10 protein-coding genes are annotated in these 12,268 nt (G+C 69.6%); 5 read left to right on the top strand and 5 right to left on the bottom strand.

Features of this window, described 5'->3' with window-relative positions:
- Positions 1 to 8: 8 nt before the first annotated feature.
- Complete coding sequence (locus ACLQ2Q_RS00720) at positions 9 to 2,051, top strand: vWA domain-containing protein (RefSeq protein ID WP_425816935.1); 2,043 nt, start codon at positions 9 to 11, stop codon at positions 2,049 to 2,051.
- Positions 2,052 to 2,058: 7 nt separating this feature from the next.
- Here ACLQ2Q_RS00720 and ACLQ2Q_RS00715 read toward each other — a convergent pair whose 3' ends face one another.
- From ACLQ2Q_RS00715 to ACLQ2Q_RS00700, 4 genes are all read right to left on the bottom strand, one after another.
- A complete protein-coding gene (locus tag ACLQ2Q_RS00715) occupies positions 2,059 to 3,135 on the bottom strand; it encodes a winged helix DNA-binding domain-containing protein (RefSeq protein ID WP_425816933.1) in 1,077 nt (358 codons plus the stop codon).
- 34 nt (positions 3,136 to 3,169) lie between these two features.
- Positions 3,170 to 4,072, bottom strand: a complete 903-nt coding sequence (locus ACLQ2Q_RS00710) for a hypothetical protein (RefSeq protein ID WP_425816931.1) — start codon at positions 4,070 to 4,072, stop codon at positions 3,170 to 3,172.
- 125 nt (positions 4,073 to 4,197) lie between these two features.
- Positions 4,198 to 4,500, bottom strand: a complete 303-nt coding sequence (locus tag ACLQ2Q_RS00705; RefSeq protein ID WP_425816929.1) for a hypothetical protein — start codon at positions 4,498 to 4,500, stop codon at positions 4,198 to 4,200.
- A 45-nt stretch (positions 4,501 to 4,545) separates the two neighbouring features.
- On the bottom strand, positions 4,546 to 6,525 hold the full coding sequence (locus ACLQ2Q_RS00700) for an FAD-dependent monooxygenase (protein WP_425816927.1): 1,980 nt from the start codon (positions 6,523 to 6,525) through the stop codon (positions 4,546 to 4,548).
- Between the two features lie 145 nt (positions 6,526 to 6,670).
- On the opposite strand from ACLQ2Q_RS00700, the gene ACLQ2Q_RS00695 reads away from it, so the two are divergent.
- From ACLQ2Q_RS00695 to ACLQ2Q_RS00685, 3 genes are all read left to right on the top strand, one after another.
- Positions 6,671 to 7,381: an IclR family transcriptional regulator gene (locus tag ACLQ2Q_RS00695; RefSeq protein WP_425818567.1), complete on the top strand. Its 711-nt coding sequence runs from the start codon at positions 6,671 to 6,673 to the stop codon at positions 7,379 to 7,381.
- Between the two features lie 176 nt (positions 7,382 to 7,557).
- Entirely contained in the window at positions 7,558 to 9,210 is a 1,653-nt protein-coding gene (locus ACLQ2Q_RS00690) for a thiamine pyrophosphate-binding protein (RefSeq protein ID WP_425816925.1), read from the top strand.
- Between the two features lie 317 nt (positions 9,211 to 9,527).
- The gene (locus ACLQ2Q_RS00685; protein WP_425816923.1) at positions 9,528 to 9,884 is read left to right on the top strand and encodes a nuclear transport factor 2 family protein; all 357 of its coding nucleotides are present in this window, start codon (positions 9,528 to 9,530) and stop codon (positions 9,882 to 9,884) included.
- A gap of 20 nt (positions 9,885 to 9,904) precedes the next feature.
- On the opposite strand, the gene ACLQ2Q_RS00680 is transcribed toward ACLQ2Q_RS00685, so the two are convergent.
- Positions 9,905 to 11,287, bottom strand: a complete 1,383-nt coding sequence (locus tag ACLQ2Q_RS00680) for an MFS transporter (protein WP_425816921.1) — start codon at positions 11,285 to 11,287, stop codon at positions 9,905 to 9,907.
- Between the two features lie 109 nt (positions 11,288 to 11,396).
- On the opposite strand from ACLQ2Q_RS00680, the gene ACLQ2Q_RS00675 reads away from it, so the two are divergent.
- A partial coding sequence (locus ACLQ2Q_RS00675; protein WP_425816919.1) for a fumarylacetoacetate hydrolase family protein occupies positions 11,397 to 12,268 on the top strand: 872 nt, incomplete at its 3' end.

Genomic DNA, 12,268 nt, shown 5'->3' with positions numbered 1-12,268 from the left:
GGCCGCTGATGGTCCGCGGATTCCACCGCGCGCCCGCGCACACCAACCGGTACGGGAGGTACGCCGGCGGGCCGGATCCGCTCGCTCCGCCCGTCCCCGTGCAGGAGGCGCTGGAGGCGATCGGGCTGGACGTCATGTCGGGCACGTCCGCCGAACGCGCGATGCGCGAGTACCTTCGCCGCGGTACCCGCGACCAGCTGGGTCTCGATGACCTGGCGCGACGAGTGCGCGAGCGGCGGAGCGAACTGACGCGCCGGCATCGGCTCGACGGCACGCTCGAGGAGGTCCGTCAGCTCCTCGACCGCGCGGTGCTCGAAGAGCGGAAGCACCTCGTCCGCGATGTCGACATGGATGACGACGCCCGGTCCTTCGCCGAGATGCGGCTCGAGAACCTCCCGGCGAGCACCGCCGCCGCCGTGAACGACCTGGCCGACTACGAGTGGCAGAGCCCGGCGGCACGCGCCGACTACGAGCGCATCAAAGAGCTGCTCGGTCGCGAGCTGCTCGACCAGCGGTTCGCCGGCATGAAGAGCGCTCTCGAGGGCGCGACGGACGCCGACCGCCAGGCGATACGCGACATGCTGAACGACCTGAACGACCTGCTCGAGAAGCGTCGGCTCGGAGAGGACACGGCCGAGGACTTCGACGAGTTCATGCGGAAGCACGGCGACCAGTTCCCCGAGAACCCTCAGAGTCTCGATGAGCTGCTCGACACCCTCGCCGAGCGTTCCGCCGCGGCCCAGCGGATGCTCAACTCCATGACTCCCGAGCAGCGGGACGAGCTGATGGATCTCGCCGCCCAGGCGTTCGGGTCGCCCGATCTCATGCAGTCGCTGTCGCGGTTGGACGAGAACCTTCGCTCGCTGAGACCCGGCGAAGACTGGAGCGGGTCGGCATCCTTTTCGGGCGACCAGCCGACCGGGCTGGGCGAGGCGACCGGGATCATGCAGGATCTCGCCGACCTCGACTCGCTGACGGATCAATTGAGCCAGTCCTATCCCGGCGCCCGCATGGACGACATCGACGTCGATGCGCTGGCACGTCTCGTCGGTGAGGATGCCGGCGTCAGCGCACGCACCCTGCGGGACCTCGAGCAGGAGCTGATGGACACCGGGATGCTGCACCGGGCGTCCGACGGCGCGCTGCGGCTCACCCCTCGCGCGATGCGCCAGCTCGGCCGTGCGCTGCTGCGCGACATCGCCACGCGCCAGTCCGGGCGAACCGGTCGCCGGGAGACGCGCAACGCCGGTGCGGCCGGCGACCGCACCGGATCGACGCGAGAGTGGGCGTTCGGCGACACCGAGGCGTGGGACATCCCCCGCACCGTGTCGAATGCCGTGCTCAGAACGGTCTCCGACGGCAGGGATGCATCGGCCGGTGTGCGGCTCGAGACCCGCGACGTCGAGGTGGTCGAGACCGAGGAACGCACCCAGGCGGCGGTGGCCCTCCTCGTCGACACGTCCTTCTCGATGGAGCTGGACGGGCGATGGGTGCCGATGAAGCGCACCGCCCTGGCGCTGCATCACCTGATCTCCAGCCGTTTCCGCGGTGACAGCCTGCAGCTGATCGCATTCGCCCGCCACGCGGAAGTCATCGACATCGAGCAGCTGACGGCGAAGGATTCCGTCTGGGACAAGGGAACGAACCTCCACCACGCCCTTCTGCTCGCGCAGCGGCACTTCCGGCGCAACCCGACCGCGCAGCCCGTGCTGCTCATCGTCACCGACGGTGAGCCGACGGCGCACCTCGACCCGAACGGCCGGGTGCACTTCGCCTACCCGCCCGATCCCCGAACGATAGCCGTCACCGTGAGCGAGCTCGACACGGTGCAGCGCCTCGGCGCACAGACGACCTTCTTCCGGTTGGGGGATGACCCCGGCCTCGCGCGGTTCATGGACGCGCTCGCGCGTCGGGCCGGTGGCCAGGTGGTCGCGCCGGAGCTCGACGACCTCGGACGCGCGGTCGTGGAGAGCTACCTGGGCTCCCGCCACAGCGGGCACGATTCACCCGACGACTTCGGGGAGATGCTCCGCGGCAGATCCTGGTGGTGACGGGGAATCAGGATGACGCGAAGGCTGCGTAACGCGCAAGCGCCGCGGTGAGGTCCTCCTCTGAAACGGCGTCACGCGCGAACAGCGTCGCCGGCGGAAGTGATCCGGGGATGTCGGTGACCTTGGGGGTGGCCCAGGTTCCGACGATCTCGCCATCTGCGACGATCACCGGCCTCACGATCCCGTTGATGCCGGGGCCGATCGCCGAGAGCAGTTCGGGTGAGCACACCCGGGTGCGGTCGGCGTAGGAGATGAAGTACTCCTCGAACGGCGGAAGGATGAAGGCTCTCGGGGCCTTCGGATTCGTGCGCGCCGGAGCGGCGGAGACGTACAGCGTCTCGCCGCCCACCTCGACGGGAGCGACGCGATCGCCGGCGCCGTCGAGCGCCCGCCGCGCCATGCCGACCGGCAGGCCCGCCCACCACGCGAAGTCGGCGGGGCCTGCGGGGCCGTGGCTCTGCACGTAGCGGACGAAGAACTCCACGAGCGGGTCGGCCGGCCGCGCGTGCTCGGCGATCCATTCGTCGATGAGAACCACCCGCTGCTCGCGGGTCGTCTTCCCCGGTCTTCCGACCACCGGTCCCCAGCAGAGGATCGTGCGCGCCGACAGCGCGAAGAGGATGTGGTAGCCGCGCTGGCCGGACGGATCCACGCCACCCGCGGCGAGCGCCTCGAAGGCTTCCGCTCGCGAAAGCGCACCTCCACCGCGGAGCGCGCCGACCAGCGTGCGTTCGGCGCGGGCCATCACGTCGGCGTCGAGGCCGAGGTCGGCGTGCCGCTTGCGCGCCGAGCGCAGCATCCGCTCACCCGTCACGCTGAGGATCCACGCGAGGTCACCGGCCGCGGCGATGTGCAACGTGCCGCGCATCGTCCACGAGCGGACCAGCTCGCCGCGGTCGAAGGCCGCGTCGACGTCGGCCATGGTCGGTGCGCCGGCCGTGCGCGCGGCGAGCGCGAGGCGACCGCCCCAGAACTCCTGGCCCTGCGTGGCCGTCATGTGCGACGCCGCATCCGTGAGCGTGCGCGCGGGGGCGGACAGCCGGTGGTGCCGCAGGCGAAGCGCTCGGAGACGGGCGGGTGTCACGGGTTCATCATGCCCGAGGTGCCGGCGGACCGACCTAAGCCCAGGATTGGAATGTGGTCAGCATGTCGGTCGTGGCCCAGCTGGGTTCCTTGTGACCCAGCTCGTGCCAGCGCGCGCTGGTCGATGTGGCCACCGGGGCTGCCTTATTGATCAGCGCGGTGCCGTGCCGCGCGGGCGGCACGATCGCATCCGCCATTGAAACGACGACTCTGATGCGCTTCGCCGTCCACGACGTGGAGGAAAGGCGTGCCGGATTTGTCCTCTCCATCGTTGTTCTGCTGTAGCCGTACACAGGTGCGATGCGTATCGGGTCGCGGGAGTACAGGTCGCTCATGTCGTATGCGGAGTTGACCAGGTAGATACCGCGGAGTCTAGGGATCATGTTCTGTCCATACGCCCAACACATCAGAGGTCCTCCACCAGAGTTGGAACGGCTGTACGCGCGCGCCACCGAGAATGTTGCGGACATCCATGATGCCCAGCGTGCTTGATGGTCGATTGCCGGTTGGCTGGTCCACAAGGTGCCGCCGTAGTCAGGGCATATCGATACGATGCCGCGGTCCACGAGCAATGCCGCCGGATAGCCGTACACGTGGGTGAGTGCCGTACGGTCGCCGCCGTTGGAGTGGTAGAACCAGACGACGGTCGTGCCGGGCTTGGATGGTGGCGCAGTCCACGGGACGAACAGTCGCGCCTTGTCGCCGCCAGACGCGACATCGATGGACTCATAGGCATTGCCCGCCGCCGTGTACTTTGTGGCGGCACGGCTCACCTCGCCGGGCAGCCGTCCCACCCTGGAATAGTCGGCGGCAGAGGCGGCCGAGGTGCCGCCGACGGCTCCGACTGCCCCGGCAACCGTTCCGAGAAGCATCGTCCGCCGGGTGATCCGTGCGCTCCGAGGTGGACCGTCCGCGTCGCCATGGAACTCGGGGATCATGGTCCTCCTATGGGCCAGGCGCGATTACCCCGATCTTCATGCAGGATCAGTTTCCGGTCAACCCCGTCGGAGGTTGTGGGGTCATCCGCTCACGATCACGTTGCGCACTGCGGACGGCCCCTGCCCTACGCGAAGACGTCGTCCACGAAGCGGATGTTGTACTCCGCGATCCGCTGCGGCACGCCGTCGAAGGCCTTCGCGCGCTCGTCGGACGCCATGTACGTGCGCTCGAGTTCGAGGAAGGCGTCCTGGTCGCCGTCGGCGCTGACCGCCCAGACGAACTCGTCGGTCTCGCGCAGCCCGTAGGCGAAATCGATCGTGAAACCGGCGGCTGGTCGCACCCGGGGCATCCACTCCTGCCACCACGCCACGAAGGCGTCGTACTCACCGGGGACGAGCGTGTATCTGCGCAACTGGATCGTCTTCACCCGAGCATCCTTTCACGCACCGCGAGCTCGCCGGCGGCTCGGCCCTCAGGCGCCTGCGGCCAGGACGGGCGCCCCCTGCGGAACCAGGAAGCGCTGGAAGAACGACGCGAGCGCGGCCGTCGCGGTCAGCGGCAGCACCGCCGCGACATACTGATCGGGGCGCACCACGACGACGACGCCGTCGCGCGAGAGCTCGCGCTCCGCGAAGATGTCGGCGCTGCTCCACGCGCTCGGTGCCGCCGCGTAGACCTTCTCCCAGTCGGTGAGGCCGAGCGGTCCGGTCTTCGGGAGGAAGAGCGGGGGAACCCGCGCGATGTCGATGTCCTCGAATCGCTGCTGATAGATCGCCTTCACGTCGAACACGGCGTCGATGTCGGCGCCGGCCGGCGTGTAACGGGTGATCGGCGACTCCGGCGAGGCCATCCACTCCGCCCAGGACGACAGCGCCGAGGGCGCACCGGCGGACGGCGCATCGGCGTACGCCCCGGCCGCGGTGTCCGCGAAGGCCCCGGCCGCGGTGTCCGCGAAAGCATAGACGCGCCAGCGTCCATCCGCCTTGGCGTGATGACCGAGGTGCACGACGTTGCCGTCGCAGACCCGCACCACCTCGACGGACTTGAACCGCTTGCCGAGAGGAAAGCCGGCCGCGAGCGCCTGGTGAGACGAATCGCCCACGATGCCCGACGAACCGTACCGGGTCATGAATCCGGAGGGGAACTCCGCGGTGGCCAGGTAGTAGTTCGCGAGGTCCTGCGGGTCGGAGATCTCTTCGGGCTTGCGAGCCATGAGCGAGGACCACTCGCGGTCGAAGTCGATCAGCTGCTGGGCGACCGGCTGCCGCTCCGCGGAGTAGGAAGCCAGCAGCGACTCGGGGCTGAGACCGGTCAGGACGTGGCCGAGCTTCCAACCCAGGTTGAACCCGTCCTGCATCGACACGTTCATCCCCTGCCCGGCCTTCGCGCTGTGCGTGTGGCACGCGTCGCCGGTGAGGAACACCCGGGGAGCGCGCGCCTCGTCGACGGGGACGTCGTCGAACTTGTCGGTCACGCGGTGGCCGACCTCGTAGACGCTGTGCCAGGCCACCTGCTTCACATCGATCGAGTAGGGGTGCAGAATCTCGTTCGCCCTGCGGATGATCTCTTCGATCGGCGTCTCGCGCACCTGGTGATGATCGTCCGGTGCGACCTCGCCCAGATCGATGTACATCCGGCTGAGGTAGCCGCCCTCGCGCGGGATGTGCAGGATGTTGCCCGCGACGGAATTGATCGCGCACTTGGTGCGCCAATCCGGGAAGTCCGTGTTGACGAGCACGTCCATGACGCCCCAGGCGTGAGCGGAGAAGTCGCCGACGTGCGTGCGCCCGATCGCCTCCCGCACACGGCTGCGGGCGCCGTCGCTGCCCACGACGTACTTCGCGCGAAGGGTCCGCTCCTCACCCGCGCGGTCCCCGGTGGTGTGCCGCACGCGCACCTCGACGGGATGATCGCCGCCGTTCGAGTCGCCGCCGTCTAGGACGGTCAGGCCAAGGAACTCGACCCCGTAGTCGGGGACGATGCGCCCCGGGCCGTGGGCCGCCGCCTCCGCGAAGTAGTCCAGCACGCGCGCCTGATTGACGATCAGGTGCGGGAACTCGCTGATCTTGAAGGCGTAGTCCTCGGTGCGCGTCGTGCGCACGATGTTCCGCGGGTTCTCCGGGTCCGGGCCCCAGAAGTTCATGTACGCGATGTTGTAGGCCTCGGCGACGATCCGTTCGGCGAAGCCGAAGGCCTGGAACGTCTCGACGCTGCGTGGCTGGATGCCGTCGGCCTGCCCGAGCACGAGGCGGCCGTCGCGGCGCTCGATGATGCGGGTCGTGACGTCCGGGAACTGCGACATCTGCGCCGCGAGCAGCATGCCGGCGGGGCCGGACCCGACGATGAGCACGTCCATCTCGTCGGGGAGGTCGACGGGCCGATCGATCCCGGAGCCGGCCGCGTCCTGGATGCGGGGCTCGCCCGAGACGTATCCGTGGTGGTGGAACTGCATGGATGTCCTCCTCGGACGGCGATGTCGAGGCCTGCGGTGCGGGGCTTGTGGCGCGGGATCACGTGTTCTATATTCGAACGCGACGTTCCACTTCTGAACAGATCGTATACGTTCGCCTGGGACATCGGCAAGGGGAGACACCATGATGACGGATGCCGCTGCCACGGCTCCGCCGTCGCAGACCCTCAGCCGCGGCATCCGGATTCTGGAGATCCTCGCCGACGCTCGGGAGCCTCTGTCCATCGACGAGATCGCCCGGCGCCTGGCCGTGCATCGATCGGTGGCCTACCGACTGCTGCGCACGCTCGAAGACCACGGACTCGCCGTGCGCGACGGCGCGGGTCGCATCCAGCTCGGCGCCCGGATGGCCGCCCTCGCGGCCGGGGTGGCACACGACCTTCAGGCGGAGGCGCTGCCAGAGCTCACGGCCGTGGCGAACGAGCTCGGCCTGACGTGCTTCCTCGTCGTGCTCGACCACGACGAGTGCGTCACGCTCGTCAGCGTAGAACCCCGGCACGCGGTCGCCTCGGTGGCGCAGCGACCGGGGACCCGGCATCCGGTCACCGTCGGAGCTCCCGGCAAGGCGATCCTCTCCGTGCTGCCGCCTTCGTCCTGGCCGCCGGAGGTGTCCCCGCAGCTGCGTGAAGAGGTCACGGATGCCGCGCTCCGCGGCTTCGCGACCAGCCACGACGAGGTGATCCCGAGCCTCCGCTCGGTGTCGGTGCCGGTCGTCGTGCACGGGCGTCGCCCGTCGGCGATCGCCGTGGTGTATGTGGCGAGCGCCCATGAGCCGAGTCAGATCGCCGCTCGCCTCCGGCGTTCCGCGGACCTCATCCGCGACGCCCTCGGCGGTTGAGCTCGCCCCGATCAAGAGCTTGCTTCTTCGCGAGTGGCGGCGTCCGATCGGGCGAGGGTAAACTCGCGACGTCCGGCCGCAGTTCGCCGGTGCTCGGAAAATGGGCACGCAGCCGCCAACGAGGCGCGCGAGACACATACGGATCCCGTCCTTCCGTTCTCGTCTCGAGGAGTCCCATGCCCACCGTCTCCGCGCACGTCGCCGCCACCCTCGCCCGCCATATCGACCACGTCTTCGGCGTCATGGGGAACGGCAACGCCTACTTCCTCGATGCGCTCGAGCGTTCCACCGACGTCGGCTATACCGCCGTGCGCCACGAGGCCGGCGGCGTCGTCGCGGCCGACGCCTATCACCGCGCAGGTGGCGGGCTCGCGGCGGCGACCGCGACCTACGGAGCCGGCTTCACGAACACGCTGACCGCCCTTGCGGAGGCCGTCCAGGCGCACGTCCCCCTCGTGCTCGTCGTGGGCGACGAGCCGACGTCCGGCCCGCGCCCGTGGGACGTCGACCAGATCGCGATGGCGTCCGCGGTGGGCGCCCGCACGTACACCGTGGGGCGCGCGGATGCCGCCGCCACCACGGTCATCGCGATCGAGCACGCGCTGACCTACCGCGTGCCCACCGTGCTCGCGATCCCCTACGACGTCGCCGCGCTCGAGGCGGGTCCGGTGCCCGACGCGCCGGAGCCGCGTCTCCCCGGGCCCGCCGCTCCGCGCGGCCCGTTCGCCGAGCGGGCGGTGCGGGATGTCGCCCGTGCGCTGGCCGGCGCGAAGCGGCCGTTGCTTCTCGCCGGCCGCGGCGCCTGGATCGCCGGCGCCGGAGAGGCGCTCGGCCACCTCGCCGATGCGACGGGAGCGGTGACCGCGTCGACCGCGCTCGGCCGCGGCATCTTCCCGCGTCCGGAGTCCGACCTCGGCGTGACCGGCGGATTCGGCGCCGAAGGGGCGATGCAGCTCATCGGGCAGTCCGACGTCGCCGTCGTGTTCGGCGCATCCCTCAATCAGTTCACAATGCGATTCGGTGCGCTGTTCGCCCCGGGTACGCGCGTCTTCCAGGTGGATCTCGCCCCGGCCGCCACGCACCCGCACGTGGGCGGCTTCATCCGCGGCGATGCCGCCGTCGTGGCTCGCGCGATCACCGAGGAGCTCGGGGCGCTCGGCGCAACTCCGAGTGGCTGGCGCGAGAGGGTGGATGCGGCATCCCTTCGGATCTACGAGCCGGGCGAGCACCTGGCCGCCGACGGACGCCTCGACCCCCGCTCCGCGGCCGCGCGGATCGCCGAGCTGCTGCCGGAGGACCGCGTCGTCGTCTCGGACGGCGGTCACTTCATCGGCTGGGCGAACATGTACTGGCCGGTCGCCTCCCCCGACCGCATGATGATGGTCGGCACGGCGTTCCAGTCGATCGGACTCGGATTCCCGAGCGTCGCCGGGGCGGCCCTCGCGCGGCGCGAGGCGACGATCGTGCTGACCACCGGCGACGGCGGTGGGCTCATGGCGCTCGCCGACCTCGAGTCGGCGGTGCGGGTCGCCCGCGGACGGGGCCTCGCGGTGGTGTGGAACGACGCCGCCTACGGGGCCGAGGTGAACCTGTACGGCCTGAAGGGCCTGGCCGAGGCGCCGATGCTCATTCCGGAGGTGGACTTCGCGGCGCTCGCCCGGGGCTTCGGCGCCGAGGGGGTCGTCGTACGGACGCTCGATGACCTCGAACGACTCGCGGAGTGGGCCCGGCAGCCGGCATCCGATCGCCCGTTCCTGCTCCTTGACCTCCGGATCTCCGGCACCGTGATCGCGCCGTACCAGCAGGAGATCATCCGCGTGAACTCGTAGCGCGCCGGCCCCTCTGGGCTCGGAAGGGGGACCGGTCGCTCGCTCGGGTATGGGAGGGCGCTCGGCGTGTCGCGGGGGCGCAGCTGTTCTCGATTCGCCTACTCAAGTCTGCGCTGAGGTTCGCGCAGACTTGAGGACTCCCCGTGGCCCTCAAGTCTGGGCTTGGGATCGCGCAGACGTGAACAGCCGTTGAGAGAACAGTTGGGCCGCGCCCGGTCCCTGGCGGACACACGTCCAGGGCGGGATACTGCAGAGCGAGGGGACGCCGCAGCGGGACGATCCGTTGCGCCGCACCTCGTCAGCGTGGGAGGGGCCGCATGAGCACCGAACAGACGAAACAGACGATGGATCGCTACTTCACGCTCATGGGCTCCGAAGGAGACTTCGCGCAGTGCTACGCCGCGGATGTCACGTGGCTCGTCGCCGACACGGGAGAAATCGTGCGCGGGCCGCAGACCGTCCGGAACTACGTTGTCACGCTGCACGCGCGATTGACCGACATGCAGACCCTGAACTTCGTCGTCGCCGACGACCACTCCTACCTGGAGGGCGATTGTTCGGCCGGACGTTCACGAGCGGACGAACGCATCCACTACTGCGTCGCATACGACATCGACGGCGGCTTGATCACGGCGATGCGCTGCTACGGACTGGGAGCCCCGCCGACGCCGTGACGATCGGCGCGGCACACCCGCTAGGCCCTCGCGAGCCCGTACACCGGGCTCTTGGTCTGTTCCGTCTCGCTGTCGGGCCCGAGCGGGATGCCGCTGCGGTCCCGCAGCAGCAGCGTCGCGGACAGGCCGAGCAGCGTCATCCCGGCGAGGTACCACGTCACCGACTCCGTCGAACCCGTCGCTTGCACGAGGGCCGTGGCGATCGTCGGCGCGAAGGCTCCACCCAGGATCGCTCCGATGGCGTACGAGATCGAGACGCCCGAGAAGCGGATGGATGCCGGGAACAGCTCCGAGTACAGCGCCGCCTGCGGACCGTAGGTGAAACCCAGACCGATCGTGAGGATGGCGAGGCCGAGGAACAGCATCCCGATCTCGCCCGTGTTGACCAGCGGGAACAGCAGGAAGACACCGATCAGCTGCAAGATCCAGCCGATGATGTAGGTCGTCCGGCGACCGATGCGGTCGGAGATCCATCCGGCGAAGAACGTCGAGAGCAGCCAGGTGACGGCAGAGCCGGCGACCGCCCAGAGCACGGGCCCGCGCTCGAGGCCGAGCGGCCCGTCGGGGTTCGTCGAGTAATTCTGGATGTAGCCGCCGGTCGTCATGTAGCCGACGGCGTTGTTGCCGGCGAAGACGAGCGCGGCGATCAGCACGAGGAGCGCGTGGCGCTTGAACAGCTCGATGATCGGCATCCGCGTCTGCTCCTTGCGCTCGGCGAGCTCGACGAACACCGGGCTCTCCTCGACGCGGCGACGCACGTAGTACCCGATGAGGATCAGGAAGACCGAGAGCAGGAACGGCACGCGCCAGCCCCAGGCGAGGAACGCGTCGCCGGGGGCCAGCACGGTCATGATCGCCATGATGCCGCTCGCGAGCAGCAGGCCGAGCGGGACCCCGATCTGCGGAGAGGCGCCGAACAGCCCTCGCTTGGTCTTGGGCGCGTGTTCCACGGCCATCAGCACCGCGCCGCCCCACTCGCCACCGGCCGAGATGCCTTGCAGGATGCGGAGCAGGATCAGCAGGATCGGGGCGGCGATGCCGATGGCCTCGTATGTCGGCAGCAGGCCGACGGCGGCGGTGGCGGCACCCATCAGGATGAGGGTCCACATGAGCACGACGCGGCGGCCGTACTTGTCGCCGAAGTGGCCGGCGAGGAACGCGCCGAGCGGGCGGAACAGGAAGCTGACGCCCACCGTCGCGAACGAGAGCAGGATCGCGGCGTCCGCACCGAGCGGCGCGAAGAACAGCTGGCCGAACACGAGGCCGGCGGCCGAGGCGTAGATGAAGAAGTCGTACCACTCCACAGTGGTGCCGACGACGGTCGCGAATACGACGCGGCGTCGGTCGGTGGAGGTGGCGATCGTTCCCGTGGGCGTGAACCCTGTCGGCGACTCTGCGGACATGTGTGACTCCAATGTCGGGGATTGCCTTCGGCCGGTGGGATGGCGAGGGGTTGCCGAGGTGAACAAGATAATATACGATTTCGAATATCACGCAAGGGCGAGGGAGCTCATGAAGAGAACGACGGATGCCGCGGCCGCTGGATTCGGCGCGCTCCCGATGCGCCCCGGCAAGGTGATCGCGGTGCACATCAACTACCCGTCGCGAGCCGCGCAGCGAGGCCGCACTCCAGAGCAGCCGTCGTACTTCCTTAAGCCGTCGACCTCCCTCTCAGTCAGCGGATCGCCCGTCGAGAGGCCGGCCGGGACCGAGCTGCTCGCCTTCGAGGGCGAGATCGCCCTCGTGATCGGCAGCGCAGCGCGCCGCATCGAGCCGGAGCACGCGTGGGCGCACGTGTCGCACGTCACCGCATCCAACGACTTCGGGGTCTATGACCTCCGATGGGCCGACAAGGGGTCGAACCTCCGGTCGAAGGGCGGCGACGGGTTCACCCCCGTCGGCCCCGAGCTGATCGACGCCCGCACCGTCGATCCGGCGTCGCTGCGGCTGCGCACGTGGGTGAACGGCGAACTCGTTCAGGAGGACTCGACGGCGACGCTCCTCTTCCCCCTCCCCCTTCTGGTCGCCGACCTCTCGCAGCTGCTGACGCTCGAGCCGGGGGACGTGATCCTCACCGGGACGCCCGCGGGGGCGTCCGTCGTGCAACCCGGCGATGTCGTCGAGGTGGAGGTCGACGTGCCCGAAGGCGCCTCCTCGGGCCGGCTGCGCACGCCGATCGTGGAGGGGACGGAGGCGCTTCCCGACTACAGCGCCCCGCCCCGGATCGACGACGACCAGCGGGCCGAGGCGTGGGGCTCCCGCGCGGCCGCCGGCCTCCCCGCGGACGACGCAGAAGCCTCGGTCCCCGAGCCTGTCGAAGGGGCGAAGAACGAGGACGACGCCTCGACAAGCTCGGCGACCGGCGAATCGGTCCCTGAGCCTGT

The organism is Microbacterium sp. DT81.1, assembly GCF_049844955.1.
Taxonomy (GTDB): domain Bacteria; phylum Actinomycetota; class Actinomycetes; order Actinomycetales; family Microbacteriaceae; genus Microbacterium.
Note: the sequence above shows the minus strand (reverse complement) of the source record. Positions and strands in the feature narration are given on the sequence as shown.